At 71.0% G+C, this 19,794-nt stretch carries 18 protein-coding genes and 1 pseudogene; 13 read left to right on the forward strand and 6 right to left on the reverse strand.

Features of this window, described 5'->3' with window-relative positions; genetic code table 11:
* Window positions 1–69: 69 nt before the first annotated feature.
* The 7 genes and pseudogenes from ISO16_RS21520 (at window position 70) to ISO16_RS21550 (ending at window position 7,229) form a co-directional block, all read left to right on the forward strand.
* Entirely contained in the window at window positions 70–1,089 is a 1,020-nt protein-coding gene (locus ISO16_RS21520) for an MCE family protein (RefSeq protein WP_006937869.1), read from the forward strand.
* Complete coding sequence (locus ISO16_RS21525) at window positions 1,086–2,144, forward strand: MCE family protein (protein WP_006937871.1); 1,059 nt, start codon at window positions 1,086–1,088, stop codon at window positions 2,142–2,144. The genes ISO16_RS21520 and ISO16_RS21525 overlap by 4 nt, the downstream gene beginning before the upstream one ends.
* The gene (locus ISO16_RS21530; protein WP_006937873.1) at window positions 2,141–3,472 is read left to right on the forward strand and encodes an MCE family protein; all 1,332 of its coding nucleotides are present in this window, start codon (window positions 2,141–2,143) and stop codon (window positions 3,470–3,472) included. Before ISO16_RS21525 ends, ISO16_RS21530 begins: the two co-directional genes overlap by 4 nt.
* Complete coding sequence (locus tag ISO16_RS21535; protein WP_072634289.1) at window positions 3,469–4,704, forward strand: MCE family protein; 1,236 nt, start codon at window positions 3,469–3,471, stop codon at window positions 4,702–4,704. Before ISO16_RS21530 ends, ISO16_RS21535 begins: the two co-directional genes overlap by 4 nt.
* A pseudogene (locus tag ISO16_RS21540) lies at window positions 4,701–6,118 on the forward strand (MCE family protein). Before ISO16_RS21535 ends, ISO16_RS21540 begins: the two are co-directional and overlap by 4 nt.
* Complete coding sequence (locus ISO16_RS21545; protein WP_006937879.1) at window positions 6,118–6,648, forward strand: hypothetical protein; 531 nt, start codon at window positions 6,118–6,120, stop codon at window positions 6,646–6,648. The pseudogene ISO16_RS21540 and the gene ISO16_RS21545 overlap by 1 nt, the downstream one beginning before the upstream one ends.
* A complete protein-coding gene (locus ISO16_RS21550) occupies window positions 6,645–7,229 on the forward strand; it encodes a twin-arginine translocation pathway signal (RefSeq protein ID WP_072634291.1) in 585 nt (194 codons plus the stop codon). The genes ISO16_RS21545 and ISO16_RS21550 overlap by 4 nt, the downstream gene beginning before the upstream one ends.
* Window positions 7,230–7,242: 13 nt before the next feature.
* Here ISO16_RS21550 and ISO16_RS21555 read toward each other — a convergent pair whose 3' ends face one another.
* Genes ISO16_RS21555 through ISO16_RS21565 form a run of 3 tightly spaced genes read right to left on the reverse strand, consistent with a single transcriptional unit; the run spans window position 7,243 to window position 9,472 of the window.
* On the reverse strand, window positions 7,243–7,776 hold the full coding sequence (locus ISO16_RS21555; RefSeq protein ID WP_006937883.1) for a response regulator: 534 nt from the start codon (window positions 7,774–7,776) through the stop codon (window positions 7,243–7,245).
* The gene (locus tag ISO16_RS21560) at window positions 7,773–9,242 is read right to left on the reverse strand and encodes an alpha,alpha-trehalose-phosphate synthase (UDP-forming) (protein ID WP_164528090.1); all 1,470 of its coding nucleotides are present in this window, start codon (window positions 9,240–9,242) and stop codon (window positions 7,773–7,775) included. The genes ISO16_RS21555 and ISO16_RS21560 overlap by 4 nt, the downstream gene beginning before the upstream one ends.
* A gap of 56 nt (window positions 9,243–9,298) precedes the next feature.
* A complete protein-coding gene (locus tag ISO16_RS21565; RefSeq protein ID WP_006937887.1) occupies window positions 9,299–9,472 on the reverse strand; it encodes a hypothetical protein in 174 nt (57 codons plus the stop codon).
* Window positions 9,473–9,629: 157 nt separating this feature from the next.
* Between ISO16_RS21565 and ISO16_RS21570 the strand changes: the two genes are divergently transcribed.
* The 3 genes from ISO16_RS21570 to ISO16_RS21580 all read left to right on the forward strand — a co-directional run bounded on the left by ISO16_RS21570 (window position 9,630) and on the right by ISO16_RS21580 (window position 14,029).
* Complete coding sequence (locus ISO16_RS21570; protein WP_072634292.1) at window positions 9,630–11,357, forward strand: ABC transporter transmembrane domain-containing protein; 1,728 nt, start codon at window positions 9,630–9,632, stop codon at window positions 11,355–11,357.
* Entirely contained in the window at window positions 11,354–13,120 is a 1,767-nt protein-coding gene (locus tag ISO16_RS21575; RefSeq protein ID WP_072634293.1) for an ABC transporter ATP-binding protein, read from the forward strand. Before ISO16_RS21570 ends, ISO16_RS21575 begins: the two co-directional genes overlap by 4 nt.
* A gap of 108 nt (window positions 13,121–13,228) precedes the next feature.
* Window positions 13,229–14,029 (forward strand): alpha/beta fold hydrolase, encoded by an 801-nt coding sequence (locus ISO16_RS21580; RefSeq protein ID WP_006937895.1) that lies wholly within the window; start codon window positions 13,229–13,231, stop codon window positions 14,027–14,029.
* Between the two features lie 160 nt (window positions 14,030–14,189).
* On the opposite strand, the gene ISO16_RS21585 is transcribed toward ISO16_RS21580, so the two are convergent.
* The 3 genes from ISO16_RS21585 to ISO16_RS21595 form a co-directional block, all read right to left on the reverse strand.
* On the reverse strand, window positions 14,190–14,510 hold the full coding sequence (locus tag ISO16_RS21585) for a WhiB family transcriptional regulator (RefSeq protein ID WP_083662391.1): 321 nt from the start codon (window positions 14,508–14,510) through the stop codon (window positions 14,190–14,192).
* Between the two features lie 115 nt (window positions 14,511–14,625).
* The gene (locus ISO16_RS21590) at window positions 14,626–15,399 is read right to left on the reverse strand and encodes an SDR family NAD(P)-dependent oxidoreductase (protein WP_006937897.1); all 774 of its coding nucleotides are present in this window, start codon (window positions 15,397–15,399) and stop codon (window positions 14,626–14,628) included.
* Window positions 15,400–15,431: 32 nt separating this feature from the next.
* Window positions 15,432–16,256, reverse strand: coding sequence for a sugar phosphate isomerase/epimerase family protein (locus ISO16_RS21595; protein WP_072634294.1), 825 nt, complete (start codon window positions 16,254–16,256; stop codon window positions 15,432–15,434).
* A gap of 186 nt (window positions 16,257–16,442) precedes the next feature.
* Here ISO16_RS21595 and ISO16_RS21600 point away from each other — a divergent pair, with 186 nt between their 5' ends.
* The 3 genes from ISO16_RS21600 to ISO16_RS21610 are packed head-to-tail and all read left to right on the forward strand — an operon-like array spanning window position 16,443 to window position 19,710.
* Window positions 16,443–17,843, forward strand: coding sequence for an MFS transporter (locus tag ISO16_RS21600; RefSeq protein ID WP_072634324.1), 1,401 nt, complete (start codon window positions 16,443–16,445; stop codon window positions 17,841–17,843).
* Window positions 17,840–18,724: a transketolase gene (locus ISO16_RS21605; RefSeq protein WP_072634295.1), complete on the forward strand. Its 885-nt coding sequence runs from the start codon at window positions 17,840–17,842 to the stop codon at window positions 18,722–18,724. The genes ISO16_RS21600 and ISO16_RS21605 overlap by 4 nt, the downstream gene beginning before the upstream one ends.
* Entirely contained in the window at window positions 18,721–19,710 is a 990-nt protein-coding gene (locus ISO16_RS21610; protein ID WP_072634296.1) for a transketolase family protein, read from the forward strand. The genes ISO16_RS21605 and ISO16_RS21610 overlap by 4 nt, the downstream gene beginning before the upstream one ends.
* Window positions 19,711–19,794: the final 84 nt, after the last annotated feature.

A 19,794-nucleotide genomic window follows, 5' to 3' on the forward strand; every position in this document is an offset into this window, starting at 1 on the left:
GCCGGAGTCGCAGAGGCGGACGTGGACGCGCCCGGTGGGCCGGGCACCGCGGGGGAGCGGGGTGATCCGGTGAGGGCCACCACGGTCAAGTTCCTCGCGTTCACCGTCGTGATGGTGCTGATCTTCGCGGCACTGGCGATCGTGTTCAGCCAGGTGCGGTTCACCGGCACGCAGACCTATCACGCGACGTTCACCGACGTGTCCGGGCTGCAGGCCGGCGACAAGGTCCGCATCGCCGGGGTGCCCGTCGGGTCGGTCGACAGCGTCGACATCGGTCGCGGCAACCAGGCCGAGGTGTCCTTCGACGTCGACGCCGAGCACACGCTGCTGGCGAGCACCAAGGCCACGGTGCGGTACGAGAACCTGGTGGGCGACCGCTACCTCGAGCTGCTCGAGGGACCGGGTACCGGCGAGACGCTGCCGGCCGGCGGCACGATCCCGGTGGCGCAGACGGAACCCGCGCTCGACCTCGACCTGCTGCTCGGCGGATTCAAGCCGCTGTTGCAGGGCCTCGACCCGCAGCAGGTCAACGACCTGTCCGGCGCGCTGCTCCAGGTCTTCCAGGGGCAGGGCGGCACCCTGGTGTCGCTGCTGGGCAACACCAACTCGTTCACGAACTCCCTCGCCGACCGGGACCGGCTGATCGGCGACGTCATCGACAACCTCAACGCCGTCCTCGCCACCATCGACGAGAACGACCAGCAGTTCACCGAGACCGTCGACCGGTTGCAGACCCTGGTGAGCGGGCTCGCGCAGGACCGCGACCCGATCGGCACCGCCATCCCGCGGATCGCGGCCGGCACCGGGGATCTCGCCTCGCTGCTGCAGAACAACCGGCCGGACCTGCAGTCGGTGATCGCCGAGACCAACCGCACCATGACGCAGCTCGACCTCGGGCGCGACGACATCAACCGGACGCTCGAGCGGCTGCCGAACGACTACAAGAAGCTCATCCGGGTGGGGGTGTACGGCAACTTCTTCCAATTCTTCCTGTGTGCCAACACGTTCAAGTTCTCGGGACCGGACGGGACCACCATCCGTTTCACGTCGGCCGAGCAGACGACCGGAAGGTGCGCGAAGATCGAATGAGTCCGATCCGTGAACGCAATCCCGTGCAGGTCGGCATCGTCGGCCTGTCCGTCGCGGCCGCGACGGTGCTCGCCGGCCTGCAGTACGACCAGCTGCAGTTCCTCTCCGGCGGCCTGACCTACTCGGCGTACTTCGCCGACGCCGGCGGTCTCGTGCCCGGCGACACCGTCACCCTCGCCGGCGTCGACGTCGGCGAGGTCACCGACGTCCGCCTCGACGACCAGCAGGTTCTCGTCGCCTTCACCGTCCGCGACGGCATCGCGCTCGGCGAGGACACCGGGGCCGACATCAAGACGAACACGGTGCTCGGCCGCAAGTCCCTCGCGGTGCAGCCCTACGGTTCGGGGACGCTCGACCCGCGCGAGCCGATCCCGCTGGCGCGCACCGACTCCCCGTACTCGCTCACCGACGCTCTCGGCGACCTCACGACATCGGTGTCGGATCTCGACACGGAGCAGATCAACGACTCGCTCAACGCGCTGTCGGATTCGCTGCAGGACACCCCACCCGAGTTGCGCGGGGCGCTCGAGGGAATGACCAGGCTGTCCCGGTCCATCAACGCGCGCGACGAGTCGCTCGAGGACCTGCTGGCCCGCGCCGAATCGGTGACCGGCATCCTCGCCGAGCGCAGCGACCGGATCAACGCCCTCGTGGTGGACGCCAACGCCCTCTTCGGGGAGCTGAGCGTGCGCCGCGACGCGATCACCGAGCTGATCGCGAACATCTCCGCGGTCTCACGGCAGCTGTCGGCGCTGGTGCAGGAGAACCAGGCGCAGATGGCTCCCACCCTGGAGAAGCTCAACGCGGTGACCGCCAACCTGCAGGCGAACAAGGAGAACATCGCCGGCGCCCTCGACGGTCTCGGCCCGTACATCAGCGCGCTCGGCGAGTCCGTGGCGAGCGGTCCGTTCTTCAACGCGTACGTGTCGAACGTCCTGCCCGCGCCGTGGTGGAAGGCCTTGGTCGACAGCACGGTCGCCCCCGAGCTGCTGCAGCAGGACCTGCAGGACATCATTCCGAAGAACCCGCCGTCGATCACGAAGGATGGCGAATGAGCACCCACACCCTCGAGGCCCCCGGGGGGCGGCCCGGAAAGCGCCGCCGCCTGCTGATACCGGTGATCGCCGGTGTCGCGGTGGTGGCCCTGGCCCTCGTCGCATTCGCCGTGGTGCTGCCCGGCTGGGGGAAGCGCACGATCAACGCCGAATTCGTCTCCACGAGCGGCCTGTACGAGGGCGACGACGTACGCGTGCTGGGCGTGAGCGTCGGCACGATCACCCGCATCGAGCCGGGCGACGACCTGGTGCGCGTGCAGATGCAGGTCGACGACTCCGTCGACATCCCGGCCGACGCCAAGGCCGTGATCATCGCGCAGAGCCTCGTGTCCGCGCGCTTCATCCAGCTGACCCCGGCGTACTCGGGCGGCCCGCAGTTCGCCGACGACGCGACGATCCCGGTCGAGCGCACCGCCTCGCCTGTCGAATGGGACCAGATCAAGACGGAACTGATGCGCCTGTCGGAGGCGCTGGGCCCCCAGGGCCTCGACCCCCAGGGCTCGCTCGGCCGCTTCATCGATACCGCCGCCGAGAACCTCGACGGCAACGGCCTGACCGTCCGTGCCACGCTGCGCGAACTGTCCGACACCATGCACACCCTGTCGGAGGGGCGCACCGACCTGTTCGGCACCGTCCGGAACCTGCAGGCGTTCGTGTCGGTGCTCTCGACCAGCAACGAGCAGATCGTCCAGCTCGGTGGCCGGCTGGCGTCGGTCTCGGACGTCCTCGCCCAGAGCTCGGGCCAGCTCGGCACCTCACTCGCGGACCTCGACCTCGCGGTCGGCGACGTGCAGCGGTTCGTGCAGGACAACCGGGCAGCGCTGACCGAGTCGGTGCAGCGCCTCGCCGACGCCACCGAGGTGCTCGCACGCAAGCGGCCCGAGATCGAGCGGGTCCTGCACTCCGGCCCGACGGCGCTGGCGAACTTCTACGACATCTACAAGCCCGCCCAGGGCTCGCTCACCGGTGCGCTGGCGATCAGCAACCTCGCCAACCCCGTCGAGTTCATGTGCGGGTCCGTGGCCGCCGCGGCGAACGCCACCTCCGACCGCAGCGCGGAGCTGTGCCGCCAGCAGCTCGGGCCGGTCCTCCAGTCGCTGGCGATGAACTACCTGCCGATCATGACCAACCCCATCGCCGCGGTGGAGGCGTTCCCCGACCAGATCGTGTACACCGAACCGGGTCTCGAGGCGGAAGCCGAGGCGGCGGGCCGGGGCATCGCACCCGCGGACGCCACTCCGCCGCCGGCCGGGCCGCTCTCGGATCTGCCCACCGTGACGGTTCCCCCCGACCTCGGTGCGCTGTTGCAGCCGGGAGGAGGACGATGAGCACCCGAACCCGGCACACCCGCCCGGCACGGCGGTACGCCGCCGCCGCGATGGCGGTCGCGGCGTCCCTGACGTTGACCGGATGCGAATGGGAGGGGCTCAACTCCCTCCCCCTGCCCGGCACCGCCGGGCACGGCGAGGACGCCTACCAGGTACGGATCCAGATGCCGAATGTGACCACCCTGACGCAGAACTCGCCGGTGCGGGTCGACGACGTCCAGGTCGGCAGCGTCACGAAGATCGAGGTCGAGGACTGGCACGCGCTCGTGACGGTGGCCCTCGACGGCGACGTCGAACTCCCGGCGAACGCCACCGCCAAGATCGGGCAGACCAGCCTGCTCGGCTCGCAGCACCTCGAACTGGCGTCGCCGGCGGACGAGCCGCCGCAGGGCCGGCTCGAGGACGGCGACCTGATCCCGCTCGAGCGGGCCGGGGTGTACCCGACCACCGAGCAGACGCTGTCGTCGCTGTCGGTGGTCCTCAACGGCGGTGGACTCGCGCAGATCAACGACATCACCACCGAGCTGAACGCGGCGCTGAACGGGCGGGAGGACTCGATCCGGAACCTGCTGCCGCGGCTCGACGAACTCGTCGGCGCCCTCGACCGGCAGCGCGGCGACATCATCGCCGCGATGGAGGGCATCGATCGGCTCGCGTGGACGGTCGACGCGCAGAACGCCACCCTCGTCCGTGCGCTCGACGAGATGCCGGCCGCGCTGAACGTGCTGGTGGAACAGCGGCAGGACCTGACCACCGCGCTCACCTCGCTCGGCGAGATGAGCACCGTCGCCAGCCGGCTCGTCGAGAACAGCGGCGACGACCTGCAGACCAACCTGCAGGCGCTGGCTCCGACACTGCGTGCGCTCGCCGACGCGGGCAACGCGCTGACCGAGGTGCTCGGCGTGCTGCTGACCTATCCGTTCCCGCAGGCCGGCATCGACCAGGTGATCCGGGGCGACTACGCGAACCTCGCCATGACCATCGACCTCACCCTCGAACGGCTGGACCTGAACTTCCTCACCGGCACCCCGCTCGCCGGGCGCCTCGCCGGCCCGGAAGGCATCCTCGGCCGGGACGCCGGGCTGGCGGCCCAGTCCGCGGACCCCTTCCAGGCCCCACTCCAGCAGCCGGCCGCGCAACCCGCGCCCGGCCCGGCCGCAACCCTGTCGGTCCCCGGTCTGGGGGAGATCACCATTCCGGGGCTGCCCCCGCTGGGGGTGCCCGCGCCATGATGCTGTCGAAGTTCGTCCGGATCCAGCTCGCCATCTTCTCGGTGCTCACGGTGGTCGGGTTGCTGGTGATGTCGCTGCAGTACGTGCGGCTCCCGCAGCTGCTCGGCGTCGGCCGGTACACGGTGATCGTGGAACTGCCCTCCACCGGCGGGCTCTACCCGCACGCCAACGTCACCTACCGCGGCAACACCGTCGGGGTGGTCGACAAGGTGCAGCTGTCGCCGGCCGGAGTGGAGGCGATCCTGTCGATCGACAGCGACCGCTCGATCCCCGCCGACGTCGACGCAGCGGTCCGCAGCGTGTCCGCCGTCGGCGAGCAGTACGTGGACTTCGTTCCCCCGCAAGATGGTTCGAACGGGGAGCATCTGTCGGACGGCGACGTGATCCCGGCCGACCGGACGTCGGTGCCGCAGGAGGTGGGCGAGCTGCTCGACCAGGCCGACGTCCTGCTCGCCAGCATCAGCGACACACGGCTGCGCACCGTCGTCGACGAGTCGTTCGACGCGTTCAACGGGTCGGGGCCCGACCTGCAGCGGCTCATCGACTCGACCCGCCTGTTCGTGCAGGAGGCGAGCGCCGGCAGCGAGCAGACGAAGGCATTGCTCGATCAGCTCGGTCCGCTGCTCGACACCCAGGTCGTCACCAGCGACGCGATCCGCTCCTGGACGCGGGACATGCTGACGTTCACCGACGGGCTGCGGGCCGCCGACACCGACCTGCGGGCGGTGCTCGCGAAGGGGGCCGGGCGCCGCGGCCGAGGCCGAACAGCTGCTGCAGGACCTGCGGCCGACGCTGCCGCTGCTGCTGGCCAACATGGTCGGCGTCGGGGAGGTGGGCGTGCTCTACAACGCCGGCATCGAACAGATCCTGGTGCTGTACCCGCCGATGACCACGGCGCTGATCACCGCGGCCGGCAGCGGACCGGCCGAGGACGGCGCGGTCGTCGACTTCCACCTGCAGCTGCACGATCCGCCGCCGTGCCTGTCCGGCTTCCTGCCGCCCGAACAGTGGCGCAGCCCTGCAGACACCACGATGGTGGACACCCCCCGGCGAGGTGTACTGCAAGCTCCCGCAGTCGGATCCGAACGCCGTGCGAGGCGCGCGGAACCTGCCGTGCATGGAGTTCCCGGGCCGGCGTGCCCCCACGCCGGAGGCGTGCCGCAACGGGTACCAGCCCGAATACCTCGACAACCCGTGGCGGGGCGCCCCGACGCCCGTGCAGTCGGAAGGCGACATGCCGGTGCCCGCCTCGCACGCGACCGGGACGGGTGCGGCCGCGCCCGCCGGGGTGACGGCGCGCGGCATCGACCCGGCGACGGGAACGTACATCGGTCCCGACGGTACGGTGTACCGCAACGTCGACACCGGCCCCGAGACCAGTTTGGAGACGTACATGAAGGCGCAGCAAGGCTGATGGCGGACGAAGAGACCCCCACGACATCGCCGCCGGAGACCGGACCCGCCCGGCAGAGCCGGGTGCTCCCCGCGGTCGCAGCCCTGATCGTCCTCGCCCTGGTGGGCGCCGGAGTGTGGCTGTGGCTCGGCGCGACGGCCGACCGCGACCACGACGCCCGGCGGGCGGCGTACCTGCAGGCCGCGCGGCAGACCGTGCTGAATCTGACCACCATCCACCCGCAGAGCGCGGCCGAGGACGTACAGCGTCTGCTCGACGGGGCGACCGGTGACTTCAAGGCCGAATTCGAAGGACGCGAAGGGCCTTTCGTCGATGTGGTGACCAAGGCGAACGTGGACACCACCGGTGAGGTGATCGAGGCCGGAATCCAGGCCGAGGACGGCGCCTGCATGTCCTCGCTCGTGGCCGCGCGGTCGATGGTCAGCAACGCGGAACAGCCCGAACCCGAGCCCCGCGACTTCCGGCTGCGGGTGACGATCTGCGACGAGAACGGTCGGCTGCTGGCCTCGAAGGTGGATTTCGTACCATGACCGAGCATTCGAAGGACGAGGCCGTGACCCTCGAGAAGACCGACGACGCCGCGGGCGTGGAGGGCGCGGAAAGCGCTACGGCGCAGCCCGGCTCCGGGGGAGGTGCGCGCCGGATGCTGCTCGCGGCCCTCACCGCCGCGGCGATCGTGCTCGCCGGCCTCGTCGGCGTGGGCGTGTACGACAAGGTCGAGCGCGACGGCGCCGAGGCCGCCCGGACCGAGGCCCTGCAGGCCGCCGAGGAGCAGGCCGTCGCGATGCTCGCGTACGACCATGCCACGGTCGACGAGCAGGTCGCCGCCGCCTCCGACGGGCTCACCGGCGACTTCCGGGACGAGTACACGAACCTGATGAAGAACGTCATCGCGCCCGGCGCCAAGGAGAAGGCGATCACCGTGCAGGTGAGTGTGCAGGCGTCGTCGGTCGTGTCGGCCGAGGCCGACCGGGCGGCGACCCTGCTGTTCCTCAACCAGATCACCACCAGTTCCGTCAATCCCGAGGCGGTCAGCAGCGGCAGCCGCGTCCGCGTCGAACTCGAGAAGCACGACGGCCGTTGGCTGGTGAGCCGCCTGACCCCGATCTGAGCCGGGCGGACGGTCAGCGGCCGGGCAGGCGCACCATGTGCACGAAGAACCGGTCGATGTGCCGCACGGTGGCGACGAACCGGTCGAAGTCCACCGACTTGGAGACGTAGGCGTTGGCCCGCAACCGGTAGCTGCGCACCACGTCCTCCTCGGCGGTGGACGTCGTCAGCACGACGACGGGGATGGACGCCAGGTCGGGATCGGCCTTGACCGCCTCGAGCACCTGCCACCCGTCGTACTTCGGCAGGTTCAGATCGAGCAGCACCAGCGCCGGCCGCACGGCGCCGGCGTGGGCCCCGCGCCGGTACAGGAAGTCGAGAGCCTCCGCGCCGTCCCGGACCACGTGCAGCGTGCTGCCGATCTCGTTGGCCTCGAACGACTCCCGGATGATCAGCTCGTCCCCGGCGTCGTCCTCGACGAGCAGCACGTCGAGGGAATCGGCGGGCGTGGGCATGCGTTGTGCCGGCGTCCCGGTCGTCGCCTCCTCGACGTTGCGCTCGGACGACGACCGGACACCGTAGGCTTCGCGGTCCGGTGTGCTTGTCACTCGGGCTCGCCGACCTCCGCCGGCGCGATCAGCGCCGGACCGGCCGCGCCCTGATGCGCGAGTGCGTCGAGGAAGGAGCGCGCCCATCGGTCCACGTCGTGGGCGAGGACCTGCCGGCGCAGTGCCCGCATGTGCCGCCGACCGTCCTCGCGGGACTGGTTCAGCGCGGCCTCCATCTTGTCCTTGACGTCCTCGAGGTCGTGCGGATTGCACAGGAATGCCTGGCGCAGTTCCGCTGCCGCCCCGGTGAATTCGCTCAGGACGAGGGCGCCGCCGAGGTCGCTGCGGCAGGCCACGTACTCCTTGGCGACGAGGTTCATGCCGTCGCGCAGCGGCGTCACCAGCATGACGTCGGCCGCGACGAAGAACGCGATCAGCTCGTCGCGCGGAATGGGCCGGTGGATGTAGTGCACCACGGGCCGGCCCACCTCGGCGTACTCGCCGTTGATCCGGCTGACCGTCTGTTCGATGGCGCCGCGCATCTGCACGTACGACTCGACGCGCTCGCGGCTGGGGGTGGCCAGCTGCACCATCACCGTCTCGGCCGGATCCACCCGGCCCTCGGCGATCAGCTCGAGCAGCGCGTCGAGCCGGACGTCGATGCCCTTGGTGTAGTCGAGCCGGTCGACGCCGAGCATGATGTGCTTCGGGTTGCCGAGCTCCTTGCGGATCTGCTTGGCGCGGTCGCGGATCGACTTGCGGCGGGCCCGCTCGTCGAGCTGCCCGGAGTCGATGGAGATGGGGAACGCACCGACGCGCACCGCACGGAACCCGACCTGCACCACCCCGAGCTTCGAGCGCACACCCACGGTGCCGCGGGAGGTCTGATGACCGGCCAGCCGGCGCGCGAGGTACAGGAAGTTCTGGGCACCGCCGGGCAGATGGAAGCCGATCAGATCGGCGCCGAGCAGGCCCTCGACGATCTCGGTCCGCCACGGCATCTGCATGAACAGCTCCACCGGGGGGAACGGAATGTGCAGGAAGAAGCCGATGGTCAGATCCGGCCGCAGCATCCGCAGCATCTTCGGCACCAGCTGCAGCTGGTAGTCCTGCACCCACACCGTCGCGCCCTGTGCCGCCGCCTTCGCGGTCGCCTCCGCGAACCGGCGGTTGACCTCGACGTAGGTGTTCCACCACTCCCGCCGGTACTCCGGCCGGACGATGACGTCGTGGTACAGCGGCCACAGCGTCGCATTGGAGAAGCCCTCGTAGTAGTCGGCGATCTCCTGCCCGCTCAGCGGCACCGGATGCAGCTCGAGGCCGTCCTCGACGATCGGGTCGAGCTCGGCGTCGGCGACACCGGCCCAGCCGACCCACGCTCCGCGGTTGTTGCGCAGGATCGGCTCGAGCGCGGTGACGAGGCCACCCGGGCTGCGCTTCCATCGGGTCGAGCCGTCCGGAAGACGCTCGAGGTCGACGGGCAGGCGGTTCGCGACGACCACGAAGTCCGAACCACCCACGTGCATCGACTCCTCACCTGCAGCCACGTGGTGCTCCTCTGTCCTTGTTCGCCGGTATCCGCTCAGTCCGTCTTCGGGTTCGGCCCGATGCCGAGCATGGACAGCAGCATGCGGCATTCGTCCGCATCCTCCGCGTAGGCAGCGACGACACGCTGTGCCTGACGGGCCGTCTCGTCCGCGACGGGTTCGAGTTCCTCGTCGGGGATGTCGTTCTCGGTGGTGGCGTCCGCGGCCATGGTGGTTCCTCCCGGGCTGGCTGCTCCGTTCGAGCAGGTCATTCGTAGTGCGACTCTATGAGAACCGGCGACTCCGACGCCAGCCGCTCCACGAGTTAGGGTTGGCTCACTTCTGGGAGCGGGGACGGGGAACGGAGAGTTTCGTGTGGTGGGAGGCATGAGCAGCGACGGTGCTCGCCGGATCGATCAGGGGAAGGAGCCGGGTCTGCGGCTGCTGCGGCACACGATTGCGAACCAGCGGGTCGCGCTGGCGATCGGCACCGCGCTGGTCTCGCTGCACCAGGTCATGGAGACCCTCGTCCCCGTCGCGATCGGGGCGATCATCGACGGACCGGTCACCAGCGGCGACGTCCCGACGCTGGTCGTCGCCCTCGCGGGCCTGGCCGCGTTGTTCGTCGTGCTCACCTACTCGTGGCGTTTCGGCGCGCGCCGGCTCGTCGCGGCGATCGAGGCCGAGTCGCACCGGCTGCGGGTCACGGTGGCGCGCCGGATCCTCGATCCGCGCGGGGTGCGCACCTCCCTGCGCATCGGGGAACTCCTGGCGGTGGCGACCACCGACGCCGGGCGGGCCGCGCAGATCCTGCACGTGGTGCCCGCCACCGCCGCGGCGATCACCGCGGTGGCCGGGGCCGCGGTGGCGCTGCTGCTCGTCGACGTCCCCCTCGGTCTGCTGGTGCTGCTGGGCACGCCCGCGATCCTCGTCGCGCTCGACCGCGCCACCCCGCTGCTGACCCGGCGGATGACCGCACAGCAGGAGGCGGTGGCGCGGGCGTCGGGCCTGGCGACCGATCTCGTCACGGGGCTCCGACCGCTGCGGGGCCTCGGTGCCGAGCCGGCCGCCGCCCGCCGCTACCGGGAGGCCAGCGCGGACGCGCTCGCCGCGACGCTCCGCGCGACCCGCGCCGCCGGCGTCTACACCGGCACCTCGGCGGCGGTGAGCGCGCTGCTGTCCGTCGCGGTCGCGGGCGTCGCGGGCTGGGCCGCGCTCGCCGGCCGGATCTCGGTCGGCGAGCTCATCACCGTCGTGGGCCTGGCCCAGTTCGTCGTCGAACCCCTCGGGACGCTCGCCGCCCTGCCGTCGTCGTGGGCCGCGTCCCGCGCCTCCGCCGACCGGCTGTCGCTGGTGCTGCACGCGCCGCCGCTGCTGCCGGCCGGAACCGGGACACCGTCGGACGGCCGCCTCGTGTTGCGCGGACTCGGCTACCGGTCGCTGCGCGGGATGGACCTGACCGTCGCACCGGGGGAACTGCTCGGTGTCCTCGCCCACCGGCCGCAGGACGCGGAGGCCCTCGCCGACGTGCTGTCCGGGCAGGTGCCGCCGGAGGACGTCCGCGGTGAGCTGACCGTCGGGGGAGTCCCGCTCGGCGCGCTCGACCCCGTCGCCGCACGCCGGACCGTCCTCGCCGAACCGCACCACAGCGACCTGTTCGCCGGCACGCTCGCCGGCAACATCACCGCGGGCATGTGCGACCCGTCCGGGGGCATACCCCCGGAGGTGCTCCGCGCCTCCGCCGCCGGGCAGGTCGCCGACACCCACCCCGACGGTCTCGACCAGCGGATCGTCGACCGCGGCAGCAGCCTGTCCGGCGGGCAGCGACAGCGGGTGGCGCTGGCGCGGGCGCTGGTGCGGCGCGCCCCGGTACTGGTGCTGCACGAGCCGACCACCGCCGTCGACGCCGTCACTGAGCAGGCCGTCGCGGAGGGGATCGCGCGCGTCCGGCACGACGGGGGCGAGCACACGACCGTCGTCATCACCTCGAGCCCGGCGCTGCTCGCCGTCGCCGACCGCGTGGTCGTGGTCGACGACGGCAGGATCGTCGCCGCCGGCACCCACGCCGAACTGGCCGCCACACACCCCACCTACCGGGCGGCGGTGCTGCGATGACGGCGCACGAGTCCGAGCTGTTGCCGATCGCCTCCGCCGGACGGTCGTGGCGCTGGCTGGGGGCGCAGTTGCGCGCCGCGCCGGGCCGGGTCGCGCTCACCGTGGCGGTGTCCGTCGGGGCCGCGGTGGCCTCCGTGGTGCCGGTGCGCGTCCTCGGCATCCTCGTCGACCGGGTGCGTGAACAGGCGCCGATGGCCACGCTCGGGTGGGTCGTCGCGCTGATCGCAGCCGCGGCGGTCGTCGGCGGGGTGCTCGACGGCGCCGGCCTGCACCTCGTTGCGCGGCTGGGCGAGACGGTGCTGGCCCGGCTGCGCGAGACGGTCCTGGCGCGGGTGCTGCGCCTGCCCACCGAGACCGTCGAACGCGCCGGGCACGGCGACGTCCTCTCCCGTGTCGGCGACGACGTCGCGGTGTTGGCAAAGGCACTGGTCTCGGTGGTGCCGCAGCTGGTGGCGGCGCTGATGCTGGTGGTGGTCAGCGTCGCGGCCATGGTCGGGATCGACTGGCGGCTCGGGCTCGCCGGGCTCGTAGCGCTGCCGCTGTATGCGCTCGCCCTGCGCTGGTACCTGCCCCGGTCGGCGCCGCTGTACGCCGCGGAGCGGGTGGCGATGGGAGAACGGTCGCAGGCACTCGTCAGCAGCATGCACGGTGTGCGCACCGTCCGCGCCTACGGGCTCGACCCGGCCCACCTGTCCGGCATCGACGCCGCGTCGGGCCGCGCCCGCGACCTCACCGTCGGCGTGTTCGGCCTGTTCACCCGGTTCGCGGGCCGCGCCAACCGGGCCGAATTCGTCGGTCTCTCGGCGCTTCTCGTCGCCGGGTTCGTGCTGGTGCGGGCGGATGCGGTGACCGTCGGCGAGGCCACCGCGGCGGCACTGCTGTTCCACCGCCTGTTCTCGCCGCTCGGGCTCCTGCTCTTCACCTTCGACGACGTCCAGTCCGCGGGCGCCAGCCTGGCCCGCCTCGTGGGCGTCGCCGAGCTCCCGGCGCAGCCGCCGGAGCGCGACGGTCCGCGCGACGTCCGACGCGACGGTCCGCCGGCGCTGGAACTGGCCGGGGTGCGGCACCGGTACCTGCACGGGCCGGAGGTCCTGCACGGCGTGGACCTGAAGGTCGCGCCGGGGGAGACGGTGGCCCTGGTCGGGTCGACCGGCGCCGGGAAGTCGACGGTCGCCGCGGCCGCGGCCGGCGTCGTCACGCCCGCCTCGGGGGAGGTCCGTATCGACGGCCGGTCGCTCGGCGAACTCGGACCGCGGCTGCGTGGCAGCGTCGTGATCGTCAGCCAGGAGGTGCACGTGTTCGCCGGGCCATTGCTCGACGACGTGCGGCTGGCCAGGCCCGGCGCCACCGCGGACGAGGTGGCAGCGGCACTCGACGCGGTCGGGGCCGGCGAGTGGGTCCGCGCGCTCGGCGACGGCCTGCACACGGTCGTCGGCGAGGGCGGACATCCCCTGACCGCGGCCCAGGCCCAGCAGCTCGCGCTGGCGCGGGTGCTGATCGCCGATCCACCGGTGGTGGTGCTCGACGAGGCGACCGCGGAGGCCGGCAGCGCGGGCGCACGGGCCCTCGAAGCGGCCGCGGCCGTCGTGACGCGGGGACGCACCGCCCTGGTCGTGGCGCATCGGCTGACGCAGGCCGCGGCGGCGGACCGGGTCGTCGTGCTCGAGGCGGGCCGGGTCGTCGAGGAGGGACCGCACGCGGCGCTCGTCGCCGCCGGGGGCCGCTATGCGCGGCTGTGGCGGGCCTGGCAGGCCGGCGGCTGAGATGTGCTGCCAGGGCCGCGACCTGCGGTGCAGGGTAGTGTGGATCGGTCCGTTGTGCCCGTGCGGCCGTACGGCCGCACCCGTGCCACCCACCTCAGGAAGGTTTTCATGCCCATCGCGACAATCAACGGCATCCCGCTGAACTACCAGGTCAAGGGGACCGGCGACCTCGTCGTGCTGATCATGGGGACGGGCAGCCCCGGCCGGGTCTGGGACCTGCACCAGGTCCCCGCTCTGGTCCAGGCCGGCTACCGCGTCGCCACCTTCGACAACCGCGGCATCGCGCCGTCGGGGGAGAGCCTCGGCGGCATGACCATCGACGACCTGGTGGCCGACACCGCCGGACTGATCGAGCTGCTCGGCGGTCCCGCGTACGTGGTGGGCACCTCGATGGGCGCGCGTGTCGCACAGGAGCTGACGCTGGCGCGCCCGGACCTGGTGCGCAAGGCGGTGTTCCTGGCCGGGCACGCGCGCATGGACCAGTTCCAGCTCACCCTGACCGAGGGCGAGCGGCAGCTGTACGACAGCCGTGTCGAGCTGCCCCCGAAGTACCGAGCGGCGGTCACGGCCGTGATGAACCTGTCGCCGGCGTCGCTGGCCGACCCGCACACCGCGCGGGACTGGCTCGACGTGTTCGAGTTCACCGGCGGCAAGACGTCGCCGGGTGTGCGGGCGCAGCTGGGAATGGACCGCGAGTTCGACCGTCGCGCGGCCTACCGGGCGGTGCGGGTGCCGTGCCTGGCCGTCGGTTTCGCCGACGACCGGATGATCCCGGCGTACCTGTCGCGGGAGGTCGCCGACGCGATCCCCGGCGCGAGCTACCAGGAGATCCCGGACGCCGGGCACTACGGCTACCTCGAGCAGCCGGAGGCCGTGAACAAGGTGCTGCTGGAGTTCCTGGCGAGCTGAACCTCGCCGAGACCGGGATCGCGGCCCGCGGCGTGCCGGGTTTCACTCGCCGCCACGGCATTCCGCCGCACGACCGAGGTGCTTCGTGGGCGGTGGCGGACTCGTGAACCGGTGACACGGGTTCGGTGTCACCGGTTCACGGGTGAAAGAGGTGATCGTGTCACCTCGGTTCCGGCGGGACGGCTGCCGGGAGGGCGGGGTGCCGGGCTCGGCGTTCCGCTTCGGTGGTGCCGCCCCAGACGCCGTACCTCTGCCGGCTGTCGAGTGCATAAGCACGGCACGGGATTCGGACCGGGCAGGTGTGGCAGATCTGTTTCGCGGTGCGTTCCCGTCGTAGGCGGACACCGCGTGGCTCGTCGTCCGGGCCGAAGAACACGGACGGCTCGACGAACCGGCAGTCGGCGCGGGCGGTCCAGTCCTCCCGCTCGTCGCGGGACGGCACGGCGAGTTCCGCGGAGGCGCGGGCGGGCGGTGTGCTCATGGTCGTCGGTGGGGGTGTGAGTCGACACCGCACTGTCGTGCAGTACACGGTCTCCCTGCCGCGTGCGCCGGGAGAAGGTGCGGGGCCGTGTCTGTCCGGGCGCGGATCCCGGCGGTCAGTGCATGTGGCTGCCGCCGTTGATGTCGACGGTGGTGCCGGTGAGGTATGCGGCGTCCTCGGAGGAGAGGAACGTGATGACCGAGGCCACTTCGCGGGTGCCGGCGGTGCGGCCGAGCGGGATGTCGCGGCAGATGGCGGCTTCCTGCTCGGGGGTGCTGCCCACCCGGATGCCGGTGTCGACCGCTCCGGGGGTGACGGCGTTGACGGTCACTCCGGTGTCTCCGAGTTCGCGGGCGAGGGACTTGGTGAAGCCGAGGACGGCGGCCTTGGCGGAGGAGTAGGGGACCTTGCCGAAGACGCCGCCGCCGCGCTGGGCGGAGACGGACGACATGTTGACGATCCGGCCCCAGCCGTTGTCGATCATCGCCGGCAGGAAGGCGCGGGTCACCAGGTAGGTGCCGGTGGCGTTGACGGCCATGACCTTGTTCCACAGTTCGAGGGTGGTGTCGAGGAACGGCACCGGTGACGTGATGCCCGCGATGTTGGCGAGGGCCCCGACGGGCGGGAGGGTTCCTGCGGCGACTTCGGCGGCGACGGCGTCGTGCGCGCGCTGGACGGAGGCCTCGTCGGCGACGTCGATGTCGTGGCCGAACGCCGGGACGGAGTAGTCGCTGCCGATCTCCGCGGCGACCTTGGCGGACTTTTCACCGTCCAGGTCGAGGACGACGACGGCCCAGCCGTCTTCGGCGTAGCGGCGGGCGGTGGCGATGCCGATGCCGCGCTCGGAGGTGGCGCCGGTGACGACGGCGGTGCGCTGGGTGGAAGACATGGGTTTCTCCTCGATGGCTGTTGATGGCTGGGTCAGGGAATGAGGGGGGAGATGAGGCGGGCCGCCTCCGCGGTGCCGGCGGGGCGCTGCGCGTCGGTGATGTCGCGGGTTTCGAGTTCGAGGCTGAAGTGGCCCGCGTATCCGAAGGCGGTGAGGGCGTCGATGCCGGCGGCGAAATCGGCGGCGCCGTTGCCGATGCCGAGATTGATGTTCCCCGGGACGGCATCGCGCAGGTGCACATGGGTGATGCGATGGCCGAACAGGCCGACGAAGCCGACCGGGTCGCCGCCGGAAGCGACGATGTGGCTGAAGTCCATCACGATCCCGATCTCGGGGGAGAGTCGGGCGGTCAGTTGCGCGGCACGTGCGGTGTCGCAGCACAACCGGTACACGTGCAACGACTCGGTCCACAGGGCCACGCCGAACGTGCGGGCCGTGTCGGCTGCCCACTCCAATTGGGCGGCAACAGCATCGAGGTCCTCGTCCAATGACCGGACCGGGGTGTGGTCGAGGGCTCCGCACGGCAGGACCAGCGCCCGGGCCCCGACACCGGCGGTGAGGGTGAGCAGCCGATCGAGGTGACGTCTCCGCTCGTCGCGCTGTGCCGGGGTCAGGGGCAGGTTGAGGTCGCCGATGTCGCCGTTGACGCTGCGCACGCGCAGGCCCGACGCGGCCACCTCCTTGGTCACCTGTTCGACGCCGGCGGTGTCGAGCCCGAAGGGGACGTGGTCGCACACTCCCGGCAGGGCTCCGAGATCGATCTCGGCGAACCCGAGTTCGGCGATGGTGGAGAGCGCGTCGCTCAGCGCGAGGTGACGGAAGCTGATCGACGAGCAGCCGAGCCGGTCGTGGACCACGAGAACTCCTTCGAGGAAGCGGGGTGATGGGGACCACGGTAGAACGATTCACTGTCAACAGTCAACGGTCGAAGATTGACGGTTGACAGGGACTGGTGGCGGCGGTCACACTCGGTGCACACTGTTGACAGTCGACATCCACTGCCCGATCCCCACCGGTCCTCCCGGTTCGAAGAGGAGATGTTCATGAGCACCGATGCTCTCCGGATGCGTGGTCCCGTCCACGGCACGAAAGACGCGAAACGCGTCGCGATCGGCTCCTCGGTAGGGGCGGTCATCGAGACCTACGACTTCATCGGCTTCGGCACCGCCGCTGCCCTGTATTTCGGTACCGCCTTCTTTCCCAGCGGCGATCCGGTCATCGGTACCCTCGCCGCCTTCGCCACCCTCGGTGTCGGATTCGCGGCCAGGCCCCTCGGCGGCATCCTCGGCGGACACCTCGGGGACAGGATCGGGCGCAAGCCCGTCCTGGTCGCCTCCCTCATCGTCATGGGCCTGGCCACGTTCGCGATCGGCCTGCTACCGACCTACACCCAGGTCGGACTCGTCGCCCCGGCCCTGCTGGTGACGGTGCGGATCGTCCAGGGTCTGGCCTTCGGCGCCGAGTGGGGCGGGGCGATCCTGATGAGCTACGAACACGCCCCCTGGAAGGCCAAGGGCCGCTACACCGGCATCGTCCAGGCCGGCTTCCCGGTCGGACTGCTGCTGGCGAATCTCGTCTTTCTCTTCAGCGTGCACCTCGACGGTGACTGGGCGTGGCGCGTACCGTTCCTCGCCAGCATCGTCCTGGTTGCCGTGGGCCTGATCATCCGGTCCAAGGTGCCCGAGTCGCCGGTCTTCGAAGACGTCAAGGACAGCGGCGAGATTGCCGCGTCCCCGGTGCTCGAGTCGATCAAGAAGGACTGGCGCGACATCCTGCGCGGCATCGGGCTGCGGGTCGCCGAAACCGCCGGATACGCCGTCTCGATCACCTACATGATCTCCTACCTGCACACCAACGACCTGGCCGGAAAATCCGAAACGCTCCTGGCGCTGTGCGTCGCCTCCGCGATCGGCATCGTCGCCACCTTCGCCTGGGCCGCCCTGACGGACCGCATCGGGCGGCGCCCGGTGTACCTGGGCGTGTGCGCCTTCGCCGCCCTGTTCGGCGTGCCGATGTTCCTGCTGGTCAACACCGGCCTGTTCGTCCTGATCGTCGCCACGATCGTCATCGCCTACGCGGTGTGCCAGAACGCCCTCGCCGGCGCCCAGGGTGCCTGGTTCCCCGAACTGTTCCAGGCGGCGCGGCGCGCGTCGGGCGCCTCCCTGGCCTACCAGATCTCGGCCATGGTCTCCGGCTTCACCCCGTTCGTCACCACCCTGCTCTACGTCTCTCTCGGCTGGGTCGGCCCGGCCCTGCTGTTCAGTGCCTTCGGGCTGATCGGCTTGATCACCGCCCTGCTCACCCGGGAGACCTGGGGTGCGGCCGAACGTCGCCTCGCCGACGAGGCCACCCGCTCAGAAGAACACGCCTCCGGCCCCGGCGGCGCAACGCTGCGCCACCGGTCCGGGACGGCATCGAGCACCAAGGAAAAGGAACTGCTGTGACCACCACTGCGCACGCCGGCGCCGTCCATCGCGACCGCCGCCTCGCCGCCGTCCACGAGTTCGCCTACCGCCTCAGGCACAATGTGCTCGACATGGGCCAGGAACAGGGCCAGGGCTACGTCGGACAGGCCCTCGGCGCGGCCGACATCCTGGCCACCGTCTACGCGGAGCACCTCCGGTTCCGTGCCGACGACCCGGACTGGGCCGGCCGCGACCGGTTCCTGCTCTCGACCGGCCACTACGCCATCGGCCTGTACGCAGCGCTCGCCGAGGCCGGGATCGTTCCCCGCGACGAACTGCTGACGTACGGCTCGGACGATTCCCGCCTCCCGATGTCGGGTATGTCGACCTACACCCCCGGCATGGAGATCTCCGGAGGCTCGCTCGGGCACGGTCTCCCCATCGCCGTCGGAATGGCCCTGGGTCTGCGCCACCAGGACTCGCAGGCACGGGTGTTCAACTTCCTGTCCGACGGTGAGCTCGACGAAGGTTCGACCTGGGAAGCGGCGATGAGCGCGCACCACCACCAGCTCGGCAACCTGATCGCGATGGTCGACATCAACGCCCTGCAGGCCGACGGCCCGACCGCCGGGGTACTGAGCACCGAACCCGTGCACGACAAGTGGACCGCCTGCGGCTGGCGCACCTACCGCGTCGACGGCAACGACACCGGCGCCCTGCTCGGCGCCTTCGACGAGGCCGCGGCCGGTGCCGCCGTGCGCGGCGCGCCGGCGGTCGTCCTGTGCGACACGCGAGTCGGCAAGGGCGTGCCGTTGCTGGAGACCAGGGAGAAGGCCCACTTCATGCGCATCGACGAGCACGAATGGCAGATCTGCCGCGACCAGTTGACCGCCGGATACGACCTCGAGGATGCTCGATGACCACCACCGCCCCCAAGCTCAAGACGTCGGCGATGATCGCCTCCTTCGTCGACCCCGGCCAGAAGACGACCGCCGCGCCGTTCGGCCACGCACTGGTCGCGGCGGCACGGGAGAACGACAAGATCGTCGGACTGTCCGCGGATCTGGCCAAGTACACCGACATGCACATCTTCGCCGAGGCGTTCCCGGACCGCTTCTTCCAGATGGGCATGGCCGAGCAGCTGCTGCTCGGCGCCGCCGCCGGCATGGCCGAAACCGGACTGGTGCCGTTCGCCTCGACCTACTCGGTGTTCGCCGCCCGTCGCGCCTACGACTTCCTGTGCCTGGACATCGCCGAACCGAACCTCAACGTCAACATCGTCGGCGGCCTGCCCGGCCTGACCACCGGCTACGGCCCGAGCCACCAGGCCACCGAGGACATCGCCATCTTCCGGGGCATGCCCAACCTGACGATCGTCGACCCGTGCGACTCGGTCGACATCGAGCAGGCGGTACCACAACTGGCCGCCTGCGAGGGGCCGACCTATCTGCGATTGCTGCGCGGCAAGGTCGCCACCGTCCTCGACGAGTACGACTACACCTTCGAACTCGGCAAGGCCAAGGTGCTGCGCGACGGCAACGACGTGGTCTTCGTCGCCAGCGGCCTGATGACCATGCGGGCACTGCAGGCGGCGCAGGAGCTGTCCCGGCACAACGTCGATGTCGCCGTGGTCCACACCCCGACGATCAAACCGTTCGACGCCGCCACCGTGCTCGCCGAGATCGACACGGACCGCCTCGTGGTCACCCTCGAGAATCACACGGTCGTCGGAGGGCTGTTCGAAACGGTGGCCGCTGCCGCCGTCGGCGCGGGCCTGGGCCGGAAGATCACCCCGATCGCGCTGCCCGACCGCTTCCTCGACGCCGGTGCCCTGCCGACGCTGCACGATCGTTACGGCCTGAGCACCGACCGCATCGTCGCCCGCGTCCTGGACGAGCTGAGCTGACGCAGTGTGGACGGGCCCGCGCCGCCGCCGGCGCGGGCCCGTATCATTGTCGACAGACTGCTGTCGACAGTCGCCCGCTGACAC

This window comes from Rhodococcus sp. M8, assembly GCF_015654185.1.
GTDB classification, from domain to species: domain Bacteria; phylum Actinomycetota; class Actinomycetes; order Mycobacteriales; family Mycobacteriaceae; genus Rhodococcus; species Rhodococcus aetherivorans.

Excerpts from the sequence above, each read along its gene's own strand:
- ISO16_RS21525 (WP_006937871.1), top strand. The coding sequence starts at position 1,086 with ATGAGTCCGATCCGTGAACGCAATCCCGTGCAGGTCGGCATCGTCGGC.
- ISO16_RS21530 (WP_006937873.1), top strand. The coding sequence starts at position 2,141 with ATGAGCACCCACACCCTCGAGGCCCCCGGGGGGCGGCCCGGAAAGCGC.
- ISO16_RS21535 (WP_072634289.1), top strand. The coding sequence starts at position 3,469 with ATGAGCACCCGAACCCGGCACACCCGCCCGGCACGGCGGTACGCCGCC.
- ISO16_RS21545 (WP_006937879.1), top strand. The coding sequence starts at position 6,118 with ATGGCGGACGAAGAGACCCCCACGACATCGCCGCCGGAGACCGGACCC.
- ISO16_RS21550 (WP_072634291.1), top strand. The coding sequence starts at position 6,645 with ATGACCGAGCATTCGAAGGACGAGGCCGTGACCCTCGAGAAGACCGAC.
- ISO16_RS21560 (WP_164528090.1), bottom strand. The coding sequence starts at position 9,242 with ATGCACGTGGGTGGTTCGGACTTCGTGGTCGTCGCGAACCGCCTGCCC.
- ISO16_RS21565 (WP_006937887.1), bottom strand. The coding sequence starts at position 9,472 with ATGGCCGCGGACGCCACCACCGAGAACGACATCCCCGACGAGGAACTC.
- ISO16_RS21570 (WP_072634292.1), top strand. The coding sequence starts at position 9,630 with ATGAGCAGCGACGGTGCTCGCCGGATCGATCAGGGGAAGGAGCCGGGT.
- ISO16_RS21575 (WP_072634293.1), top strand. The coding sequence starts at position 11,354 with ATGACGGCGCACGAGTCCGAGCTGTTGCCGATCGCCTCCGCCGGACGG.
- ISO16_RS21580 (WP_006937895.1), top strand. The coding sequence starts at position 13,229 with ATGCCCATCGCGACAATCAACGGCATCCCGCTGAACTACCAGGTCAAG.
- ISO16_RS21585 (WP_083662391.1), bottom strand. The coding sequence starts at position 14,510 with ATGAGCACACCGCCCGCCCGCGCCTCCGCGGAACTCGCCGTGCCGTCC.
- ISO16_RS21590 (WP_006937897.1), bottom strand. The coding sequence starts at position 15,399 with ATGTCTTCCACCCAGCGCACCGCCGTCGTCACCGGCGCCACCTCCGAG.
- ISO16_RS21600 (WP_072634324.1), top strand. The coding sequence starts at position 16,443 with ATGAGCACCGATGCTCTCCGGATGCGTGGTCCCGTCCACGGCACGAAA.
- ISO16_RS21610 (WP_072634296.1), top strand. The coding sequence starts at position 18,721 with ATGACCACCACCGCCCCCAAGCTCAAGACGTCGGCGATGATCGCCTCC.